At 70.4% G+C, this 20,528-nt stretch carries 20 protein-coding genes; 18 read left to right on the plus strand and 2 right to left on the minus strand.

What is annotated here, in order from left to right; translation table 11 throughout:
- Positions 1-132: 132 nt before the first annotated feature.
- From ftsH to AIIKEEIJ_RS21480, 16 genes are all read left to right on the plus strand, one after another.
- Positions 133-2,439 carry an ATP-dependent zinc metalloprotease FtsH gene (ftsH, locus tag AIIKEEIJ_RS21405; protein ID WP_161996517.1) on the plus strand — a complete coding sequence of 769 codons (2,307 nt, stop codon included), beginning with the start codon at positions 133-135 and terminating at the stop codon, positions 2,437-2,439.
- A 32-nt stretch (positions 2,440-2,471) separates the two neighbouring features.
- Positions 2,472-3,125 carry a GTP cyclohydrolase I FolE gene (gene folE / locus AIIKEEIJ_RS21410; protein WP_006930424.1) on the plus strand — a complete coding sequence of 218 codons (654 nt, stop codon included), beginning with the start codon at positions 2,472-2,474 and terminating at the stop codon, positions 3,123-3,125.
- Positions 3,126-3,157: 32 nt separating this feature from the next.
- Positions 3,158-3,979: a dihydropteroate synthase gene (folP, locus tag AIIKEEIJ_RS21415; RefSeq protein ID WP_202917392.1), complete on the plus strand. Its 822-nt coding sequence runs from the start codon at positions 3,158-3,160 to the stop codon at positions 3,977-3,979.
- On the plus strand, positions 3,976-4,344 hold the full coding sequence (gene folB, locus AIIKEEIJ_RS21420; protein WP_072634222.1) for a dihydroneopterin aldolase: 369 nt from the start codon (positions 3,976-3,978) through the stop codon (positions 4,342-4,344). The genes folP and folB overlap by 4 nt, the downstream gene beginning before the upstream one ends.
- Entirely contained in the window at positions 4,341-4,865 is a 525-nt protein-coding gene (gene folK / locus AIIKEEIJ_RS21425) for a 2-amino-4-hydroxy-6-hydroxymethyldihydropteridine diphosphokinase (RefSeq protein WP_161996519.1), read from the plus strand. Before folB ends, folK begins: the two co-directional genes overlap by 4 nt.
- Entirely contained in the window at positions 4,865-5,329 is a 465-nt protein-coding gene (locus AIIKEEIJ_RS21430) for a DUF3180 domain-containing protein (protein ID WP_037200442.1), read from the plus strand. The genes folK and AIIKEEIJ_RS21430 overlap by 1 nt, the downstream gene beginning before the upstream one ends.
- Before the next feature lie 124 nt (positions 5,330-5,453).
- Entirely contained in the window at positions 5,454-6,278 is an 825-nt protein-coding gene (locus tag AIIKEEIJ_RS21435; protein WP_161996525.1) for a DUF6779 domain-containing protein, read from the plus strand.
- Positions 6,279-6,407: 129 nt separating this feature from the next.
- Positions 6,408-7,343 carry a Rossmann-like and DUF2520 domain-containing protein gene (locus tag AIIKEEIJ_RS21440; protein ID WP_006930399.1) on the plus strand — a complete coding sequence of 312 codons (936 nt, stop codon included), beginning with the start codon at positions 6,408-6,410 and terminating at the stop codon, positions 7,341-7,343.
- On the plus strand, positions 7,336-8,277 hold the full coding sequence (gene panC, locus AIIKEEIJ_RS21445; protein ID WP_161996520.1) for a pantoate--beta-alanine ligase: 942 nt from the start codon (positions 7,336-7,338) through the stop codon (positions 8,275-8,277). Before AIIKEEIJ_RS21440 ends, panC begins: the two co-directional genes overlap by 8 nt.
- Positions 8,278-8,309: 32 nt before the next feature.
- Positions 8,310-8,747 carry an aspartate 1-decarboxylase gene (panD, locus tag AIIKEEIJ_RS21450; protein WP_029540720.1) on the plus strand — a complete coding sequence of 146 codons (438 nt, stop codon included), beginning with the start codon at positions 8,310-8,312 and terminating at the stop codon, positions 8,745-8,747.
- A 2-nt stretch (positions 8,748-8,749) separates the two neighbouring features.
- The gene (locus tag AIIKEEIJ_RS21455; protein ID WP_029540725.1) at positions 8,750-9,592 is read left to right on the plus strand and encodes a type III pantothenate kinase; all 843 of its coding nucleotides are present in this window, start codon (positions 8,750-8,752) and stop codon (positions 9,590-9,592) included.
- 87 nt (positions 9,593-9,679) lie between these two features.
- Positions 9,680-10,123 (plus strand): rhodanese-like domain-containing protein, encoded by a 444-nt coding sequence (locus AIIKEEIJ_RS21460; RefSeq protein ID WP_006930391.1) that lies wholly within the window; start codon positions 9,680-9,682, stop codon positions 10,121-10,123.
- Positions 10,124-10,214: 91 nt separating this feature from the next.
- Complete coding sequence (lysS, locus tag AIIKEEIJ_RS21465) at positions 10,215-11,723, plus strand: lysine--tRNA ligase (protein ID WP_006930389.1); 1,509 nt, start codon at positions 10,215-10,217, stop codon at positions 11,721-11,723.
- A gap of 102 nt (positions 11,724-11,825) precedes the next feature.
- Entirely contained in the window at positions 11,826-12,182 is a 357-nt protein-coding gene (locus tag AIIKEEIJ_RS21470; protein WP_006930387.1) for a histone-like nucleoid-structuring protein Lsr2, read from the plus strand.
- A gap of 288 nt (positions 12,183-12,470) precedes the next feature.
- Positions 12,471-13,901 (plus strand): phospholipase D-like domain-containing protein, encoded by a 1,431-nt coding sequence (locus AIIKEEIJ_RS21475; RefSeq protein ID WP_161996521.1) that lies wholly within the window; start codon positions 12,471-12,473, stop codon positions 13,899-13,901.
- Positions 13,902-14,157: 256 nt separating this feature from the next.
- Positions 14,158-16,683, plus strand: coding sequence for an ATP-dependent Clp protease ATP-binding subunit (locus tag AIIKEEIJ_RS21480; RefSeq protein ID WP_029540728.1), 2,526 nt, complete (start codon positions 14,158-14,160; stop codon positions 16,681-16,683).
- A gap of 70 nt (positions 16,684-16,753) precedes the next feature.
- Here the strand turns inward: AIIKEEIJ_RS21480 and AIIKEEIJ_RS21485 are convergent, their stop codons facing one another.
- The gene (locus AIIKEEIJ_RS21485; RefSeq protein WP_050034530.1) at positions 16,754-17,347 is read right to left on the minus strand and encodes a TIGR03086 family metal-binding protein; all 594 of its coding nucleotides are present in this window, start codon (positions 17,345-17,347) and stop codon (positions 16,754-16,756) included.
- A gap of 93 nt (positions 17,348-17,440) precedes the next feature.
- Here AIIKEEIJ_RS21485 and AIIKEEIJ_RS21490 point away from each other — a divergent pair, with 93 nt between their 5' ends.
- Positions 17,441-18,388 carry a helix-turn-helix transcriptional regulator gene (locus AIIKEEIJ_RS21490; protein WP_006930367.1) on the plus strand — a complete coding sequence of 316 codons (948 nt, stop codon included), beginning with the start codon at positions 17,441-17,443 and terminating at the stop codon, positions 18,386-18,388.
- A gap of 9 nt (positions 18,389-18,397) precedes the next feature.
- On the opposite strand, the gene AIIKEEIJ_RS21495 is transcribed toward AIIKEEIJ_RS21490, so the two are convergent.
- On the minus strand, positions 18,398-19,162 hold the full coding sequence (locus AIIKEEIJ_RS21495; RefSeq protein WP_029540736.1) for a PIG-L deacetylase family protein: 765 nt from the start codon (positions 19,160-19,162) through the stop codon (positions 18,398-18,400).
- Between the two features lie 106 nt (positions 19,163-19,268).
- Here AIIKEEIJ_RS21495 and AIIKEEIJ_RS21500 point away from each other — a divergent pair.
- Positions 19,269-20,528, plus strand: a 1,260-nt coding sequence (locus AIIKEEIJ_RS21500; protein ID WP_238406512.1) for an acyl-CoA dehydrogenase family protein, incomplete at its 3' end; no start/stop codon positions are given.

Raw genomic sequence — 20,528 nt, forward strand, 5'->3', positions numbered from 1 at the left:
TGCGGCCGCGCGAGGGCAACGCTGCGCGTCCACGCGGTAACCTTGCGGTGTCCGGTTCGTCGCCGGACTCCTCGGGACGACCACGATGATGACCGCACTATCGAAAGGACCGGCCGGCCGGGCCGAACCTGTATGAACCGCAAGACAGTGTTCCGTAATCTGGCGATCGTCGCCGGCATCCTGTTGGTCATCTACGCCTTCAGCTACTTCGGCGACGACACCCGCGGTTTCGCCAAGGTGGACACGTCTGTCGCGATCGCCCAGCTCGACGCGAACAACGTCAGCCGGGCGCAGATCGACGACCGCGAGCAGCAGGTCCGCCTGTGGCTGAAGAGCGGCAACGAGGCGACCGGGGACAACACCGAGATCCTCGCGAAGTACCCGGAGTCGGCGTCCGAGCAGATCTTCGACAAGGTCGCCGGCGCGGGCCTCGAGAAGTTCGACACCACCGTCACCCAGGAGAGCTGGCTGACGTCGATCCTGCTGTTCGTGCTCCCGATGATCATCCTGCTCGGGGTGTTCTTCTTCGTGATGAGCCGCATGCAGGGCGGTGGCCGCGGCGGCATGATGGGCTTCGGCAAGTCCAAGGCCAAGCAGCTGTCCAAGGACATGCCCAAGACCACGTTCGCCGACGTCGCCGGTGCGGACGAGGCGGTCGAAGAGCTGTACGAGATCAAGGACTTCCTCCAGAACCCGGCGCGCTACCAGGCCCTCGGCGCGAAGATCCCGAAGGGCGTGCTGCTGTACGGACCTCCCGGTACGGGCAAGACGCTGCTCGCCCGCGCGGTCGCCGGCGAGGCCGGTGTTCCGTTCTTCACCATCTCCGGTTCGGACTTCGTGGAGATGTTCGTCGGTGTCGGCGCGTCCCGCGTGCGCGACCTGTTCGAGCAGGCCAAGCAGAACAGCCCGTGCATCATCTTCGTCGACGAGATCGACGCGGTCGGCCGCCAGCGTGGCGCCGGCCTCGGCGGTGGCCACGACGAACGTGAGCAGACGCTCAACCAGCTGCTCGTCGAGATGGACGGCTTCGGGGACCGGCAGGGCATCATCCTCATCGCCGCCACCAACCGTCCCGACATCCTGGATCCGGCCCTGCTGCGTCCGGGCCGGTTCGACCGGCAGATCCCGGTCAGCAATCCCGATCTCGCCGGGCGCCGGGCGATCCTGCAGGTGCATTCCAAGGGCAAGCCGCTCGACCAGAACGCCGACCTCGAGGGGCTGGCCAAGCGCACGGTCGGCATGTCCGGTGCCGACCTGGCCAACGTCGTGAACGAGGCCGCGCTGCTCACTGCGCGCGAGAACGGCACCGTCATCACCGAGGCCTCGCTCGAGGAGTCGGTGGACCGCGTGATCGGCGGCCCGCGGCGCAAGAGCCGCATCATCAGCGAGCACGAGAAGAAGATCACCGCCTACCACGAGGGCGGGCACACGCTCGCCGCCTGGGCGATGCCGGACATCGAGCCGGTCTACAAGGTGACGATCCTCGCCCGTGGCCGCACCGGTGGTCACGCGATGACCGTCCCCGAGGACGACAAGGGCCTGATGACCCGCTCGGAGATGATCGCCCGCCTGGTGATGGCCATGGGTGGCCGCGCCGCCGAGGAACTCGTGTTCCACGAGCCGACGACGGGTGCCTCCTCCGACATCGACCAGGCCACCAAGATCGCCCGGGCGATGGTCACCGAGTACGGCATGAGCGCCCGCCTCGGCGCCGTCCGCTACGGGCAGGAACACGGCGATCCGTTCCTCGGCCGCTCGATGGGCGTGCAGTCCGACTACTCGCACGAGGTGGCCCGCGAGATCGACGAGGAGGTACGCAACCTCATCGAGGCCGCGCACACCGAGGCGTGGGCGATCCTCAACGACTACCGCGACGCGCTGGACCTGCTCGCCGGTGAGCTGCTCGAGCACGAGACCCTCACCCGCAAGGACCTCGAGCGGATCCTCGCCTCCGTCGAGAAGCGGCCACGGATCACCGAATTCAACGACTTCGGTGGACGCACGCCGTCGGACAAGCCCCCGATCAAGACGCCGGCCGAGCTGGCGAAGGAACGCGGCGAGCCGTGGCCGCCGGAAGCGGTGCGCCCGTCCTTCACCAAGCCCGCCCAGCCGCAGCCGCAGCCCGCGGCGCCGACGAACGGGCATCCGGCGCCGGTGCCGGCGCCCGCCTCGGAGCCCCTGCCGGGCTTCGGGCAGCCGCCGCACCCGGGTGGGCCGCGTCATGCGACCCGGCCCGACTACGGCGCGCCGGCCGGCTGGTCGGCACCCGGTTGGCCGCCGGCCGAGTCCGAGCAGCCGCCGCAGAGCACCTATCCTGGGTATCCGCAATGGACCCAGCCCGCGCGCCCGGCCGACGACGACGAGCGGCAGACCGGTAGGAACGTGGCTCCCGATCCACCGCCGACACAGCCGTGGGAGGGGCCGACCGGTCCGCGCTGAGCCCGAGTCAACGAGAGTGGAGGTACGGTCTGGTGTCGGTGAATCACCTGGATTCCGAGACGGATTCCGCGTCGATCGGCGGTGACGGCGAGGTCCTGCGCAGCCTGGAATCGGGCCGGGTCTTCGATCAGGCCCGCGCGGAGGCGGCCGTCCGGGAACTGTTGATCGCGGTGGGGGAGGACCCCGAGCGCGAAGGTCTGCTCGACACCCCGGCCCGCGTCGCGCGGGCGTACCGGGAGATGTTCGCCGGCCTGTACACCGATCCGGACTCGGTCCTCGACAAGACCTTCGACGAGGGCCATCAGGAACTCGTCCTGGTGCGTGACATCCCGATGTACTCCACGTGCGAGCACCACCTGGTCTCGTTCCACGGGGTCGCGCACGTGGGCTACATTCCCGGCCGCACCGGCCGGGTGACCGGGTTGTCGAAGCTGGCGCGGGTGGTGGACCTGTACGCCAAGCGCCCGCAGGTGCAGGAGCGGCTGACCAGTCAGATCGCGGATGCGCTCGTGCGCAAGCTCGATCCGGTCGGGGTGATCGTCGTCGTCGAGGCCGAGCATCTGTGCATGGCCATGCGGGGCATCCGCAAGCCCGGGGCGAGCACCACCACCTCGGCGGTGCGGGGGCTGCTGCAGTCCAACTCGGCGTCGCGCGCCGAGGCTCTGGATCTGATCCTCCGCCGGTGAGCGCGCTCCCGAACCCCGGGCGCCCGGTGGTGATGGGCGTGCTGAACGTGACCCGGGATTCGTTCTCGGACGGCGGCCGGTACCTCGACCGCGACGCGGCGATCGCGCACGGTCTGGAACTGCGCGACCTCGGCGTGGATATCGTCGACGTCGGCGGCGAATCCACCCGTCCCGGAGCGGCCCGGGTCGACCCGGAGGTCGAGGCCGGGCGCGTCGCGCCGGTCATCGCCGCCCTGAGCGCCGCCGGCATCCCCACGAGCGTCGACACCATGCGCGCGTCTGTGGCCGAGGCCGCGATCGAGGCCGGCGTCACCATCGTCAACGACGTCTCGGGTGGGCGCGCCGACTCCCGCATGGCCGCGGTCGTGGCGTCGGCAGGCGTGCCGTGGATCCTCATGCACTGGCGGCCCGCGGGCGGCTTCGTGCACGCCGGCGGGTCCACCCACTACGACGACGTGGTCCGTGAGGTCCGCGATGAGCTGATGGTGCAGGTGGATGCCGCGCTCACGGCAGGCGTGGAGCCGGCGAACATCATCCTCGATCCCGGACTCGGATTCGTGAAGGACGCCGACCACAACTGGGAACTGCTGCACCGGCTGCCCGAGCTGACCGAGCTCGGCTACCCGGTGCTGATCGGCGCGTCGCGCAAGCGGTTCCTCGGGTCCCTGCTCGCCGCCCCCGACGGCACGATCCGGCCACCCGGCGGCCGCGAGGTGGCCACCGCGGTCGTGTCGGCGCTCGCGGCCGAGCACGGGGCCTGGGGGGTGCGCGTACACGACGTGCGGGCGTCGCTCGATGCCGTCGCCGTCGTCGGCGCGTGGCAGCGCGGCAGTGCGGCGGGAGGACCGGCGTGAGCGACCGGATCGAACTGCGCGGACTGCGCGTACGCGGCCACCACGGCGTGTTCGACCACGAGAAGCGCGACGGTCAGGACTTCCTGATCGACATCGTCGCGTGGCTCGATCTCGCGCCGGCCGCGGCGAGCGACGCCCTCGACGACACCCTGCACTACGGCATCCTCGCCGAGCGGGCCGCCGCGATCGTCGCGGGCCCGTCGCGGGACCTCATCGAGACCGTCGCCGGCGAGATCGCCGCCGACGTCCTCACCGATCCGCGGGTTACCCGGGTCGAGGTCACCGTCCACAAGCCGTCGGCGCCGATCCCGCTCACCTTCGCGGACGTAGCGGTGGTGGTCGATCGCACCCGGAGCGGCTCGTGAGCCGGGTGGTGCTGTCCATCGGGTCGAACATCGGGGACCGGCCGGCGCACCTGCGCTCGGTCACCGAGGCCCTCGCCGACCGGATCGTGGGTGTGTCACCGGTGTACTCGACCGCGCCGTGGGGCGGGGTCGAGCAGCAGGACTTCCTCAACGCGGTCGTCGTCGCGGAGGACCCGTCGCTGGACTGCCGCGGCTGGCTCGAGCTGGGCCGGCAGCTCGAGGCCGCCGCCGACCGGGTCCGGGAGCAGCGGTGGGGCCCGCGCAGCCTCGACGTCGACGTGGTCACCTGCCACGACTCGGACGGTAACGAGGTTCTCAGCGACGATGCCGAACTGACCCTGCCGCATCCGCGTGCCCACCTGCGCGCCTTCGTGCTCGTCCCGTGGTGGGACGTCGAACCCCAGGCGACGCTGACGGTCGACGGCACGCGACGACCGTTGACGGAGTGGCTCGCCGCTCTCGACGTCGACGAACGCGAAGGGGTGCGCCGCACCGAATACCGGCTGGAACCGCCGCGGTGATGAAGGCGACGCGTATCCGGGACCTGCTGGCGCTGGCGGTGCTCGCCGCCGTCGCGGCGTGGTTGCTGGCGCGCGGCCTGTACGGCACGTTGCCGCCGATCCCCGTCTACGCGGGGGCGTCGCTGTACCCGGTGGCGATCGTCGAGGTGGTGCTGGCGTTCATGATCCGTTCCCGGGTGGGCAAGCACGAGATCGGCGACGGGCCGCACCAGTTGCATCCCATCACGGCGGCCCGCGCGGTGGCGCTGGCGAAGGCGTCGGCTCTGGTCGGGGCGGCCAGCGCGGGCATCTGGGCAGGATTCCTGCTGTACCTGGTTCCGCAGCGGCCGGTGCTGCAGGCCGCAGTCGAGGACAGCGCCGGGGTGATCGTCGGGCTGCTCGCCGGCGTGGCGCTCGCGGCTGCCGCGCTGTGGCTCGAACACTGTTGCCGGACACCGGAAGACCCGGACGAGCCCGCGACCTGACCGGGGCGGCGAATCCTGTGCGCTCGACTCTCGGGACCCGGCGGCCGCGCCCAGTAGTCTGGAACGCATGGGGACTCCGGTGCGAACGAGGAAGGGCCGTCGGTCACGGCGCAGCGCGAGTTCTGTGATCGTGGCGGCGCTGCTCGCCCTGGCGTTGATCGCGTCGCTGTTCCTGGTCTTCAGCGACAGCGTCCAGCTGCTGCGCGTCGGTCTGGTCGTCGCGTTGTGGGCCGCCACCGTCGGCGCGATCGCGATGACGAAGTACCGTCGCGAGTCCGCGCTGGACCGTGCCAAGGTCCGGGATCTGCAGACCGTGTACGAGTTGCAGCTCGAACGGGAGATCGCGGCGCGGCGCGAGTACGAGCTGACCGTCGAGGAGAAGGTCAGGTCGGAGCTGCGGATCGATGCCGACCAGATGGCGGCCCTGCGCGCCGAGCTCGGTGCCCTGCGCCGCAACCTCGAGGTGCTCTTCGAGGGCCGGCTGCCCGAGGACCGCGCGGCGTTGTGGGCGGGCCGGGGACAACTGCAGGAGCTCGGCGGCGGGAACTTCCGGGTGACGGCCGCGCCCCGTCCGGCAGGCCCGTTCTTCGCCTCGCCCGACGACGAGCCGGTGACCGCCGAGACCACGGTGGTCACCGACGGCGACACGACGACGGCCGTGCCCCGCCGGCCGGCGGGCGCGACGGCCGCTCCCGGCGGATCCGAGGACACGGAACGGCGGGACCGGACCGAGCCGGAGGAACCGGCCGAACCGGAGGGCCGGGCCGAGTCCGGGTCGCAGCCGGAGGAACCCGAGGAGCAGGCCGAGGCCCCCGAGGCGGACGACGACGCCGAGCCCACGGGCCGACGCGCCCGGCGACGGCGGCCGGACGGTGCCGGCGGCGAGGGGGCACACAGCCAGGGCCGCACGGTCGCGGAGATCCTCGCCGCCCTGTCCGCCGAGCGCTGAGCGTTCGCCGCGCCGGGTGAGGCGCAGATCACGTTCCCCGGCCATGGCCGGGGTTGCTCGGGCCGCGCTATTGTCGGTCGGAACGTCTGGTACCCGCCGAGCGGGACTGGAACGAACGAGAGGACTCCCGTGACCTCCTTCGGGATCACAAACGAGCCTGCGCCTGCACGACTGACGGTCGGAATCGTTTCCGCCGGGCGGGTGGGCACAGCGATCGGCGCGGCACTCGAACGCGTCGGCCACCTGGTCGTGGCCTGTTCCGCGGTATCCGAACTGTCCAAGCACCGCGCCCGCACCCGGCTTCCGGACACCGAGGTTCTCCCCGTCGACGAGGTCGCCGCCCGCTGCGACCTGCTGCTCCTCGCCGTTCCGGACTCGGAACTCGGCTCGCTCGTCCGCGGGCTCGCCGCCACCGGCTCCGTCTCGCGCGGCACGATCGTCGCCCACACGTCCGGCGCGAACGGCGTCGGCATCCTCGCTCCGCTCACCGAGCAGGGCATCGTGCCGCTCGCCATCCACCCGGCGATGACCTTCACCGGCCACGACGAGGACACTGCCCGGCTCGCCTCGGCGTGCTTCGGCATCACGGCCGCCGACGACATCGGCTACGCGATCGCCCAGTCCCTCGTGCTCGAGATCGGTGGCGAACCGGTGCGCGTCCGCGAGGAGCGGCGCGCGCTGTACCACGCCGCGCTCGCGCACGGCAGCAACCACCTCGTCACCCTCGTGGTGGATGCGGTGGAGGCGCTGCGGGTGGCGCTCGAGGGCGACGAACTGCTCGGCCAGCAACTCGTCGACGACGCGCCCGGCGGTGTCGCCGAGCGGGTGCTGCAGCCGCTGTTGTCGGCGGCCCTCGACAACGCGTTGCGCCGCGGGCCGTCCGCGCTGACCGGACCAGTCGCCCGCGGCGACGCACAGGCCGTGGCCACGCACCTGCGGGTGCTCGGGGAGGTCGATCCCCGGATCGCTGCCGGATACCGCGCGATGTCCCTGCGATCCGCGCAGCGCGCCGGAGCGAAACCCGAACTGATGGAGATCCTCGAAGGGGCTGATCACGGTGAGTGAATCGCAACAGGGCGGCTACGTGCGCGGCGAACTGACCGTGCACCACGACCCCGCCGCCCTGACCAAGGTCACCAAGGCGCTGCGTGGTGTCGGCCGCACGGTCGCCCTCGTGCCGACGATGGGCGCCCTGCACGCCGGTCACCTGGAGCTCGTGCGGCAGGCGAAGCTCACCGGTGCCGTGGTGGTGGTGTCCGTCTTCGTCAATCCGTTGCAGTTCGGGGCCGGTGAGGATCTCGACGCCTACCCGCGCACCCTCGACGCCGACCTGGAGCTGCTGCGGGAGGCCGGCGTCGAGCTGGCGTTCGTGCCGTCGGTGTCCGCGATGTACCCGAAGGGCCGGCGGACCGTGATCCACCCGGGGCCGCTGGGGGCGGAGCTCGAGGGTGGCAGCCGCCCGACGCATTTCGCGGGGATGCTCACGGTGGTGGCGAAGCTGCTGCAGATCGTCGCCCCCAATGTCGCCTTCTTCGGCGAGAAGGACTACCAGCAGCTCGCCCTGATCCGGCAGATGGTGGAGGACCTCAACTTCGACGTCCGCATCGTGGGCGTGCCCACGGTGCGTGAGCAGGACGGGCTGGCGCTGTCCTCACGCAACCGCTACCTGGATCCGGAACAGCGCCGGGTCGCCACCGTGCTGTCCGCGGCGCTGGTCGCCGGGGCGCACGCCGCCGCCGGCGGTCCCGAGGCGGTGCTCACCACCGCGCGCGAGGTGCTCGCCGCCGCGCCCGAGGTGGAGCTGGACTACCTCGAGCTGCGCGGCGTGGACCTCGGGCCCGCGCCGGACCGCGGCGACGGCCGACTGCTGATCGCCGCGCGGATCGGCAGCACCCGGCTCATCGACAACGTCGGTGTCGCGATCGGCACCGGATTCCTCGAACGCGAGACCGGCCCGGTCGACGCGTCCACCCCCGACGACCTGCTCACTCGCCGATAGCGCGACCGGCCCGAAAAAGCTGAGGAGACACCATGTTCCGCACGATGATGAAGTCGAAGATCCACCGCGCCACGGTGACCCACGCCGATCTGCACTACGTGGGTTCGGTAACCGTCGACCAGGACCTGATGGACGCCGCCGACCTGCTCGAGGGCGAGCAGGTCGCCATCGTCGACATCGACAACGGCAACCGTCTCGAAACCTATGTCATCGCGGGCGAGCGCGGCTCCGGCATCATCGGGATCAACGGTGCGGCAGCGCGTCTCGTGAGTCCCGGTGATCTCGTCATCCTCATCGCCTACGGCGTGATGAACGAGCAGGAGTGCCGCGACTACGACCCGCGCGTGGTGTTCGTCGACGCGGACAACCGGCAGGTCGAGCTCGGCAACGATCCGGCGCACGCGCCGGAGGGTTCCGGCCTGATCACCCCGCGCATGCTCGCCACTCTCGACTCCGGTTCGTTGGTGTAGCAGTGCTCCTCGCTGTCGACGTCCGGAACACGAACGTCGTCCTGGGTTTGTTCACCGGCAGCGGCTCGCACGCGAAGCTGTTGCGGGACTGGCGGATGCGCACCGATCCGCGCATGACCGCCGACGAGCTCGCGCTCATCTTCCGTGGTCTGCTCGGCGGGTACGCCGACCAGATCACCGGCGTGACCGCGTTGTCCACGGTGCCGTCGGTGCTGCGCGAGATCCGGGTGATGCTGAGCCGCTACTGGGAACACGTGCCGCACGTGGTCGTCGAGCCGGGTGTGCGCACCGGGGTGCCGCTGCTCGTCGACAACCCCAAGGAGGTCGGCGCCGATCGCATCGTCAACAGCCTTGCGGCACATCACTTCTACGACCGGCCGTGCATCGTGGTCGACTTCGGGACGTCCACGTGCGTGGACGTGGTCTCGGCGAAGGGCGAGTTCCTCGGCGGCATCATCGCCCCCGGCATCGAGGTGTCGATGGACGCGCTGGCCTCCCAGTCCGCGGCGCTGCGGAAGGTGGAACTGCTGCGCCCGCGCGCCGTGGTCGGCAAGAACACCGTCGAATGCATGCAGTCCGGTGCGGTTTTCGGATTCGCCGGGATGGTCGACGGGCTGGTGCGCCTGGTGCGTGCCGAGCAGCGCGGATTCGAGGGTGACGACGTCGCGGTCATCGGGACCGGCGACCGTGCGCCGTTGATCATGCCGGAGTCCGAGACGCTCGAGCACCACGAACCGGACCTGACGCTGGAGGGCCTGCGCCTGGTGTACGAGCGCAATCTCGCACGGCGCGGCGCCCGATCTGCCGCCGTGGGTTCCGCCCGCCGCGATCCTGTGCAAGAATAGTCGCCGTGATCCGCTGCATGAGCGCCCAGGAGTGTTGTCGAGGCTGACGTCCGCCTCGATCGTTCACCCATACCTGGAGTCACCCTCATGCGCACTGCGCTTGCTGCATCCTTCGTCGCCGCACCCGTTCACACTCTCCCGCTCACCACCGAGCGCACCTATCCGGCCGGGTTGGCCGCGACCGTCGCGCGCGGCGCGGTGGTCGTCGACATCCGCACCCACGCCGAACGCGCCGTCCAGGGCACCCTGCCCGGGGCGCTGGCCATCTCCGCCGAGCTGCTGCCCCGGCGCCTGCATCCCACCAGCGACGAGCGTCTGGCGGTGGCCGTCGACCGCGACGTCGAGTGGGTCGTGGTCTCGGCCTCCGGCGCGGAGACCGACGCCGTCGTCGCCGCGCTGCAGGCGCTCGGGCTGCGCCGCGTCACCGGCCTCGTCGGCGGGTACGCGGCTCTCGCGGCGGCCGGGGCGACCGATGCGATCGCCGCGGCCCCGCACGTCGAGGACGACGTGGCGCGCGTGACCGCGCACTGACCCGGCGGGCGCCGGCGCCCCGGGCACCTCGGCCCTGCGCAGGCGCTGGTCCTGCGCAGGCGCTCGAGGCGGTCCGATAGTCTGGTCACCCGTGAGTGATGCACCCGTTCAGCAGTCCGACGACACCCCCGAGCAGATCCGCATCCGCCGCGAGAAGCGCGAACGGATCCTGGCGCAGGGCAAGGACGCGTACCCCGTCGTCGTGCCCCGCACTCACACCCTCGCGGAGATCCGGGAGAAGTATCCGGACCTCGAGCCCGACACGACGACCGGGGAACAGGTCGGCGTCGCGGGCCGGGTCATCTTCTTCCGCAACACGGGCAAGCTGTGCTTCGCCACGCTGCAGGAGGGCGACGGCACCCAGTTGCAGGCGATGATCAGCCTCAACGGCGTCGGCGAGGAGTCCCTTGCGGCGTGGAAGCACGACGTGGACCTGGGCGACTTCGTGTTCGTGCACGGCGAGGTGATCAGCTCTCGGCGCGGCGAGCTCAGCGTCATGGCGGACTCGTGGCAGATGGCCGCCAAGGCCCTGCGGCCGCTGCCGGTGGCGCACAAGGAGATGAACGAGGAGACCCGGGTCCGGCAGCGCTACGCCGACCTGATCGTGCGTCCCGAGGCCCGCGCCAACGCCCGCATGCGTGTCGCGGTGGTGCGCGAGTTGCGCAACGCGCTCGAGCGGCGCGGCTTCCTCGAGGTCGAGACCCCGATGCTGCAGACCCTGCACGGCGGCGCGACGGCCCGTCCGTTCGTCACCCATTCGAACGCCCTCGACATGGATCTGTATCTGCGCATCGCGCCGGAGCTGTTCCTCAAGCGCTGCGTGGTGGGCGGCATCGAGAAGGTCTTCGAGATCAACCGAAACTTCCGCAACGAGGGTGCCGACTCCACGCACTCGCCCGAATTCGCGATGCTCGAGACGTACGAGGCGTACGGCACGTACGACGATTCGGCGACGATGACCCGGGAACTCATCCAGGAGGTGGCGATGGCGGTGTTCGGCACCCACGTCGTCACCCTCGCCGACGGCACCGAATACGACCTCGGCGGCGAGTGGAAGACGATGGAGATGTACCCGTCGCTGTCGGCGGCCATCGGAACCGAGGTCACGCCCGACACGTCGCTGGAGGAGCTGCACGCCCTCGCCGATCGGGTGGGTCTCGAGGTCCCGGAAGGCAAGGGCTGGGGCCACGGAAAGCTCGTCGAGGAGTTGTGGGAGCACCAGTGCGGCGACCAGTTGCACGAGCCGACGTTCGTGCGGGACTACCCCGTCGAGACCTCGCCCCTCACGCGGCAGCACCGCAGCAAGAACGGCGTGACCGAGAAGTGGGATCTGTACGTGCGTGGTTTCGAACTCGCCACCGGTTACTCGGAACTCGTCGACCCCGTGATCCAGCGGGAGCGGTTCGTCGACCAGGCGCGGCTCGCCTCGGCCGGTGACGACGAGGCGATGGTTCTCGACGAGGACTTCCTCGCGGCGATGGAACAGGGTATGCCTCCGACGACCGGAACCGGCATGGGAATCGACCGTTTGCTGATGGCGCTGACGGGCCTCGGAATCCGGGAAACAATCCTGTTCCCAATTGTTCGCCCGGCGAGGTAATTGATCGCATTCGTTTTCCGTATTGCCATGAATTGATTCCCGGGTATTGTTGTCTCGTACCGCGGGGGGCCGCGCTTCTTCATTCGAGAGGATTTGCAGCACATGGCAAAGAAGGTCACCGTTACCCTGATCGACGACGTGGACGGGGAGACGGCGGCGGACGAGTCCGTGGAATTCGGGCTCGACGGAGTCACCTACGAGATCGATCTGTCGGAAGACAACGCGGCCAAGCTCCGGGAGGAATTGGAGTTCTGGGTCACTCATGCCCGCAAGGTGGGTGGCCGTAAGCGCGCGAAGGTCGTGCCCACCGCGCCCGCTCCCCGCAAGTCTTCTCGCGGCGGCACGGACCGGGAACGTACCGCGGAAATTCGGGAATGGGCCCGCAACAACGACATGCCCGTCTCGGCCCGAGGCCGTATCTCCGCCGAAATCATCGAGGCTTACAACAAGGCGCACTGAGCCGGAAGCGTCGCCTTCCGTCCGACCGAGGCGATATCCGCGACAACTGTCGCGGATATCGCCTCGTCGTCGTGCCTCGCGGAATTCTTTGTTATTCGTTCGAAAAAAGAAACGGTCGGTCGGAACGGGACGCCGCCGGAAGTGGAGACAGTCGGGAAGCGGAGACAGTGGGGAATCGGAGACAGTCGGGAATCGGAGACAGTCGGGAATCGGAGACAAGGGTCACACCCGCTCGGTATCCTGTCCGTCGCGGCGGAAACGGCGGTATCCCCGGGTAGCGTGTCGGCCATGGGAGAGCGGATTGCCGTCCCGGGTGAGACGTGCTGGCGGGTCGATCGTGCCGATCGCCTCGCCTGCATTGTCGACGCCGCCGACTATTTCCGATACGCCAAGTCGGCGATGCTGCAGGCACGGCGGCGGATCCTCCTGATCGGGTGGGACTTCGACACGAGGATCAAGCTCGAACCCGACCGGAAGACCCTCGAGGGCCCGAACCGGCTGGGCGCATTCCTCAAGTGGCTGCCGCACCGGCACCCGGATCTCGAGGTGTTCCTGCTGAAGTGGAACATCGGCGCATTCGCAGCCATCGGGCGCGGGATGACACCGGTCTTCGTGCTCAACTGGATGAGCGACCCGCGGCTCCGGCTCGAAATCGACGGCGCCCATCCCGTGGGAGCGGCACACCACCAGAAGATCATCGTGATCGACGACGCCGTCGCGTTCTGCGGGGGCATCGACATGACCGTCGATCGCTGGGACACCAGCGCGCATCCCGACCACAGCCGCTACCGGCGGGAGCCGAACGGCCGTCGGTACGGACCGTGGCACGACGTGACGACCGCGGTGGACGGCGCGGCCGCCCGCGCGATCGGCGAACAGGCTCGCGCCCGGTGGAAGGCGGCAACGGGGGAGGACCTCGAGCCGGTCGACACCGGGCACACCATCTGGCCCGACGGGCTGCGCCCGGCCCTGCGCGACGTCGATGTCGCCGTCGCACGGACCCTCCCCGAACTCGGCGACCGGGCGGAGGTGCGGGAGATCGAGGCCCTCTACCTGGCGGTGATCGCCGGCGCCCGCCGCACGCTCTACCTGGAGAGCCAGTACCTGGCGTCCCGGACCCTCGCCGAGGCCCTCGCGAAGCGGCTGCGGGAACCGGACGGCCCGCAGATCGTGCTGGTGCTGCCGCGCAACGCCGAGGGCTGGCTCGAGCAGAAGGCGATGGACGGCGCCCGCCGCAAGCTGCTGCACCTGCTGTGGAACGCCGACGTCCACGGCCGGTTCGCCGCCTACTACCCCGTCACCGCGGGCGGGGCGCCGATCTATGTGCACGCCAAGGTCGTCGTCATGGACGACGTGCTGCTGCGCATCGGCTCGTCGAACCTGAACAACCGGTCCCTGGGCTTCGACACCGAGTGCGATCTCTTCGTCGAAGCGGACCACGAGGGCGACCACATCAGCCGCGCGGTGGTCGAGATGCGAGAGCGCCTGCTGTCCGAGCACCTCGGGGTGTCCCCGGCCGACGTCGCGTCCGCCGTCCGGTCCGAAGGTTCGCTCGTCGCCGCGGTGGAGCGGTTGCGCGGACCCGGTCGGACCCTCGCGCTCTTCGAGCCGGGCACCGTCGCCGACGAGGACAGCCCCCTCGCGGAGAACGAACTCGTCGACCCGGAACGCGCCCCGCAGCGCATCGGACGGCGCATTCGCCAGCTGATGCCCCGCTGAGCAGCGTGTTCGCTGCTGGCGTACACGGAGGCGGGAACGCCGTGCCGACGTGCAGCGTTACCCCTCGTGACCGGAGTTGCCGCCGGCGCCGATCGGGTGGAGGGGCAGCGCCTCGAAACGGCGGCAACTAGAGTGTCAAGTGGGGTCGTGGAACCTGGTTCCACTCGACGACTCGAGTGCCGGAGCGAAACGCGGCAGCCGGGTCCGGAACGATCCGCGTACCGGACCTGTCGGCCGGAGAGTGTGAGGGAGTGCGATGTTCGAAAGGTTCACCGATCGCGCGCGGCGCGTCGTCGTCCTGGCTCAGGAAGAGGCCAGGATGCTCAACCACAACTACATCGGCACGGAGCACATTCTCCTGGGCCTCATTCACGAAGGCGAGGGCGTAGCGGCCAAGTCGCTCGAATCTTTGGGGATCTCCCTCGAAGGCGTCCGCAGCCAGGTCGAGGAGATCATCGGCCAGGGACAGCAGGCCCCGTCGGGCCACATCCCGTTCACGCCCCGTGCCAAGAAGGTGCTCGAGCTCAGCCTGCGTGAGGCGCTGCAGCTCGGACACAACTACATCGGTACCGAGCACATCCTCCTCGGCCTCATCCGCGAGGGCGAGGGCGTCGCGGCACAGGTGCTCGTCAAGCTCGGTGCGGACCTGAACCGGGTGCGCCAGCAGGTCATCCAGCTGCTCTCCGGGTACCAGGGCAAGGAGCCCCAGGAATCCGGCACCAGCCGTGGCGAGGCCGGCACTCCGTCGACGTCGCTGGTGCTCGACCAGTTCGGCCGCAACCTCACGCAGGCCGCGCTCGAGGGCAAGCTCGACCCCGTCATCGGTCGCGCCAAGGAAATCGAGCGCGTCATGCAGGTCCTGAGCCGCCGCACCAAGAACAACCCGGTGCTCATCGGCGAGCCGGGCGTCGGCAAGACCGCCGTCGTCGAGGGCCTGGCGCAGGCCATCGTCAACGGCGAGGTCCCCGAGACGCTCAAGGACAAGCAGCTGTACACCCTCGACCTCGGTTCGCTGGTCGCGGGCAGCCGCTACCGCGGTGACTTCGAGGAACGCCTGAAGAAGGTGCTCAAGGAGATCAACAGCCGCGGCGACATCATCCTGTTCATCGACGAGCTGCACACGCTCGTCGGGGCGGGTGCCGCCGAGGGCGCCATCGACGCGGCGTCGATCCTGAAGCCGAAGCTGGCGCGCGGCGAGCTGCAGACCATCGGTGCCACCACCCTCGACGAGTACCGCAAGTACATCGAGAAGGACGCCGCGCTCGAGCGCCGGTTCCAGCCGGTGCAGGTGGGCGAGCCGACGGTCGAGCACACCATCGAGATCCTCAAGGGCCTGCGCGACCGGTACGAGGCGCACCACCGCGTGTCCATCACCGACAAGGCGCTGGTCGCCGCGGCGAGCCTGGCCGACCGCTACATCAACGACCGCTTCCTGCCGGACAAGGCGATCGACCTCATCGACGAGGCCGGTGCGCGCATGCGCATCCGCCGGATGACCGCGCCGCCGGACCTGCGCGAGTTCGACGACAAGATCGCCGACGCGCGCCGGGAGAAGGAGTCCGCGATCGACGCGCAGGACTTCGAGAAGGCCGCGAACCTGCGCGACAAGGAGAAGCAGCTCGTCGCGCAGCGCGCCGAGCGCGAGAAGCAGTGGCGCGCCGGTGATCTCGACGTCATCGCCGAGGTCGACGAGGAGCAGATCGCCGAGGTCCTCGCCAACTGGACCGGTATCCCGGTGTTCAAGCTCACCGAGGAGGAGACCACCCGTCTGCTCCGCATGGAGGACGAGCTGCACAAGCGGATCATCGGCCAGGAGGACGCCGTCAGGGCCGTCGCCAAGGCGATCCGGCGTACCCGCGCCGGCCTGAAGGACCCGAAGCGTCCCGCCGGTTCGTTCATCTTCGCCGGCCCGTCCGGCGTCGGTAAGACCGAGCTGTCGAAGGCGCTCGCGAACTTCCTGTTCGGCGAGGACGACGCGCTCATCCAGATCGACATGGGCGAGTTCCACGACCGGTTCACCGCGTCGCGGCTCTTCGGTGCCCCTCCGGGCTACGTCGGCTACGAAGAGGGCGGCCAGCTCACCGAGAAGGTGCGCCGCAAGCCGTTCTCCGTGGTCCTGTTCGACGAGATCGAGAAGGCCCACCAGGAGATCTACAACACCCTCCTGCAGGTCCTCGAGGACGGCCGCCTCACCGACGGCCAGGGACGCACGGTCGACTTCAAGAACACCGTGCTGATCTTCACCTCGAACCTCGGTACCGCCGACATCTCGAAGGCGGTCGGCCTGGGCTTCACCAAGGGCTCCGGCGCCGAGTCGAACTACGAGCGGATGAAGCTCAAGGTCAACGACGAGCTGAAGAAGCACTTCCGGCCCGAGTTCCTCAACCGCATCGACGACATCATCGTCTTCCACCAGCTCACGCAGGATCAGATCATCCAGATGGTGGACCTGATGATCGGCCGCGTCGAGGTGCAGCTGAAGAACAAGGACATGGGCATCGAGCTCACCGAGAAGGCGAAGTCGCTGCTCGCGAAGCGGGGCTTCGATCCGGTCCTCGGCGCCCGGCCGCTGCGCCGCACGATCCAGCGCGAGATCGAGGACCAGCTCTCGGAGAAGATCCTCTTCAACGAGATCGGCCCCGGCCAGATCGTCCTGGTCGACGTCGAAGGCTGGGACGGCGAGGGTGCCGGAGAGAACGCGAAGTTCACCTTCACCCCGAGCGAGAAGCCGGCCGCGGTGCCCGACACCCCGGCGGTGGCCCTGGCCAAGGACGCCGAGTAGTCCTGCTCCGACGAACGCCGACGGGCGGCACCCACTGCGGGTGCCGCCCGTCGGCGTTGGTGTGTCGGGATCAGCGCCGCCAGGCCGCGGTGTCCCGCCCGGACCAGTTCGCGAGCCGCTCGACGGGGCTCGCGTCCGGCGCCGGCTCGACGGCCGCGCCGAAGGGAACCCGTCCGCCGCGCACGGAGGCGGGGATCTTGCTGCGCGCGACGACGAACGCGGCCTCCACGAGCACCGGATCCGGCTCGGCCGGCAGTCCCGTGGCGACGGCGAGATCCCAGCCGTGCACGAGGGCCTCGTTGAGACTGCTCAGCACCGCGGCGCGGCCGGGCACCGTTCCCCACGGCGCGACGACGGGCCGGTCGAGCAGGTCGTCGTCGCTCCACACCTTCCGGTAGTGGGCCTGCGCCCGCTCGAGTTCGGCGCGCCACGCGTCGTCGGGCACGCCGGTCAGGAACTCCGGAACGCTCAGCGGGTCGCCGTCGCTGCCGATCACGCGGCCGCGATCGACGGTGGCGACGAGGTGGCCGAGCAGCGCGCGCACGTCGTAGTCCGGGCAGGGCGTCGGGTCGGTCATCTGCTCGGGGCGGACCTCGTCGATCAGCGTGGCCACCCACGCCAGGGCGTCGCGGTAGAGGGGACGGGGGTCGGACGCGGTGCTCATGTCGGGCCTTTCGGTCGTGTGGTTGCTGCCGGACACGATCCTGCACGCGAAACACGACACCTTCTGTCATGTATTTCTGGGAGAGTTCGGCAGGTGCGAGCCGATCGGTTGCTGTCCCTGGTCCTGCTGCTGCGACACCGGGGCCGGATGACCGCGCCCGCGATCGCCAGGGAACTCGAGGTCTCGGTGCGCACCGTGCTGCGCGACGTCGAGGCCCTGTCGGCGGCCGGGATCCCCGTCTACGCCGAACGCGGACGCGACGGCGGTTTCGCGCTGCTCCCCGGCTTCACCACCGACCTGACCGGCCTGACCGTCGACGAGGCGACCGCCCTGCTCGCGGCGAGCGCGTCGGCCACCCCCGACTCGCTCGGCATGGCCTCCGCGTTCGCCTCGGCGATGCGGAAGGTGACCGTCGCGCTGCCCGAGGCGCAGCGCACCGCCGCCGCGCGGGTCGGGGAGCGGATCGTCGTCAGCTCGTCGGGGTGGGTGGTCGATCACCGGCGGGACGAGCACCTCGGCGTCGTCCAGCAGGCCGTGTTCACCGATCGCCGCCTGCGCATCCGCTACCGCTCCCGTGGCGCCGAGGCGCGGTGGCGGACGGTCGACCCGCTCGGGCTGGTCAGCGCGGCGGGCCGCTGGTATCTGGTGGCGCTGCATCGCGGCGCCGAACGCACCTACCGCCTCTCCCGCATGGAACGGGTGCAACCGCTCGACACCGCGGCTCACCGCCCACCCGACGTCGACCTCGCCCGGATCTGGCAGCGGCGCCGCACCGAGTTCCGGGCCGGTCTGGGCACGGTCACCGCCGCGGTGCGGATCCGGGACCGGCGCCGGGAAGACCTCGCGGCGATCGCGATCCGCGTCGTCGCGCAGCGGCCCACCGGCGACGGCTGGTGGGAGGCCGAGGCGGAGTTCGGCGGGGCCACCCACGCCGGCGCCGCGATGTGGCAACTCGGCGACGACGCCGAGCTGCTCGGGCCGCCCGAACTCCGGGAGCAGGTCCGGTCGTCGGCCGAGCGCCTCGCCGAGCGGCACCGGTAGCCCGGCCCGTCACCGCGCCACTGCGGTTCTCGTCGCCGCATCGCCGCGGTCCGGGACGCGAGGGGCGGCGACGAACGCCTCCTCCGCGATCTGGGCCGCGTAGACCGCCGGGTCGATCCGCGCGACGAGGTCGGCGGTCTGGGTCGCCATGGCCCGCAGCGCGGTGAGTTTGCGGTCGAGCGCGAGCCCGTGCAGCCGGACGTGGACCGCGAGCCGCTCTTCGCGCACGCCCGTGGGGCGCTCGTCGCTCATGTACATGCCCCATTCCTCGTAGAGGTCCCGGAACCGGTCGAGATGCTCCACGGTGGGGGTGGCGTACAGCAGCCGGGAACGGCAACCGCGGTCACGCCAGGCCCGGGTGACCCAGCGGTGCACGGCGGTGTGGTCGGGGTGGTAGGTCATCCCGTCGGCACCGAAGGTCAGGATCGTGCCGGGGCGGACGTCGTCGAGGAGCCGTCCGGCCCACGCGAGACCGGTGTCCTCGTGCTCGGCGAGGGCACCGTCCGGCAGGCCGAGGACGTGGTGCTCTTCGACACCGAGGACGGCCATGGCGGCGGCCGCTTCCCAGCGGCGGACCCGGCCCAGCCGCTCCGGAGGCCACGAGCGGGGGTCGGCGGTTCCGTGCTCGCCGGCGGTGGCCGAGGCGCACACGACGCGCCGGCCGTCGTCGCGGGCGGCGGCCATGACGCCGGCGGCGAGGTAGGTCTCGTCGTCGGGGTGGGCCCAGATCGACAGGATCGTCCCGGACAGGGGCAGGGATGTCGTCGCGTTCATGCCTCTCACGGTCCGTGCGGGCCCTGCCCCGGCGCTCCCGCGCGCTCTCGGCGCGCTGGGATCCGGTGGGAGCGCGGTGAGAGCAGGCGGGCGCATCGTCGTGGCCATGGACACCACACTCACCATGAACCCCACCCGGAACCGGACCGCGGCCGAGTTGCCGACCGAGATGCTGGAGCGGTTCCGATCCCGTGCCGGCGAACTCGACCGGTCCAACTCCTACTTCGACGAGGACCTCGTCGAGCTGCGGGGCGCCGGCTATCTCGCCGCCGCCGTACCCACCCGCTACGGGGGATGGGGCCTCGATCTGGCCCGGCTGGCCGCGAGCCAGCGGCGCCTCGCCCGCTACGCCCCGGCGACCGCGCTGGCGATGACGATGCACTCCTACTGGATCGGGATCGCCACCGAACTGGAACGCACGGGCGACACGTCGCTCCGCTGGATCCTGGAGGCCGCGGTGGCCGGCGACGTGTTCGCCGCCGGACACGCCGAGACGGGCAACGACATCCCGGTGCTGCTGTCGACGTGCCGGGCGCAGCGCGTGGCGGGCGGCTACCGGCTCACCGGCCGCAAACAGTTCGGCTCCAACGGTCCGGCGTGGCGGTGGCTCGGCGCGCACGCCGTCGACGCGGACGCGGCGGGCGGGCCGCACATCGTGCACGCCTTCGTCGAACGAGGCAGCGCGGGGGTGAAGGTCGTGGAGACGTGGGACACCCTCGGCATGCGGCCGACGCAGAGCCACGACACGGTTCTCGACGACGTCTTCGTGCCCGACGACCGCATCGGGCGGGTCGTACCCGCGGGCGACGGCAGCGACCCGTTCCTCGTGGCGATGACGATGTGGCCGCTCTCGCTCATGGCGGCGGTGTACCTGGGGATCGCCGACCGCGCCCTGGAACTCGCCGTCCGCAGCGCCCGGCGCAAGACCTCGGTGGCGATCGAGCGGGGCGCGTACGCGTACAACCCGTTCGTGCAGCACCAGGTCGCGGAGATGTATCTCGAGCTGGACGCCGCCTCGGCGACGCTCGACCGGTTCGTCGCGGACTGGGTGGCCGGCACGGACCACGGCGACGAGTGGGTGCCCAAGGTGTATGCGATGAAGTGGCGGGCGGTGGAAGCGGCCAAACGGGTCGTCGACATCGCCCTCGACGTGGCCGGTGGCGCCGGCATGTTCACCGGGAACGAGCTCGAACGCCTCTACCGCGACGTGCGGTGCGGGGGATTCCACCCCGGCAACGACGCGCTCACCCACGAACTCGTCGAAGTAGGAGTTGGACCGGTCGAGTTCGCCGGCACGGGATCGGAACCGCTCCAGCATCTCGGTCGGCAACTCGGCCGCGGTCCGGTTCCGGGTGGGGTTCATGGT

It is taken from the genome of Rhodococcus sp. YH1 (assembly GCF_009939605.1).
Lineage (GTDB): Bacteria > Actinomycetota > Actinomycetes > Mycobacteriales > Mycobacteriaceae > Rhodococcus > Rhodococcus aetherivorans.

Coding starts and splice junctions, on each gene's coding strand:
- AIIKEEIJ_RS21480 (WP_029540728.1), top strand. CDS start 14,158: ATGTTCGAAAGGTTCACCGATCGCGCGCGGCGCGTCGTCGTCCTGGCT.
- AIIKEEIJ_RS21470 (WP_006930387.1), top strand. CDS start 11,826: ATGGCAAAGAAGGTCACCGTTACCCTGATCGACGACGTGGACGGGGAG.
- AIIKEEIJ_RS21430 (WP_037200442.1), top strand. CDS start 4,865: ATGAAGGCGACGCGTATCCGGGACCTGCTGGCGCTGGCGGTGCTCGCC.
- AIIKEEIJ_RS21495 (WP_029540736.1), bottom strand. CDS start 19,162: ATGAACGCGACGACATCCCTGCCCCTGTCCGGGACGATCCTGTCGATC.
- AIIKEEIJ_RS21475 (WP_161996521.1), top strand. CDS start 12,471: ATGGGAGAGCGGATTGCCGTCCCGGGTGAGACGTGCTGGCGGGTCGAT.
- folP (WP_202917392.1), top strand. CDS start 3,158: ATGGGCGTGCTGAACGTGACCCGGGATTCGTTCTCGGACGGCGGCCGG.
- panD (WP_029540720.1), top strand. CDS start 8,310: ATGTTCCGCACGATGATGAAGTCGAAGATCCACCGCGCCACGGTGACC.
- AIIKEEIJ_RS21460 (WP_006930391.1), top strand. CDS start 9,680: ATGCGCACTGCGCTTGCTGCATCCTTCGTCGCCGCACCCGTTCACACT.
- AIIKEEIJ_RS21485 (WP_050034530.1), bottom strand. CDS start 17,347: ATGAGCACCGCGTCCGACCCCCGTCCCCTCTACCGCGACGCCCTGGCG.
- ftsH (WP_161996517.1), top strand. CDS start 133: ATGAACCGCAAGACAGTGTTCCGTAATCTGGCGATCGTCGCCGGCATC.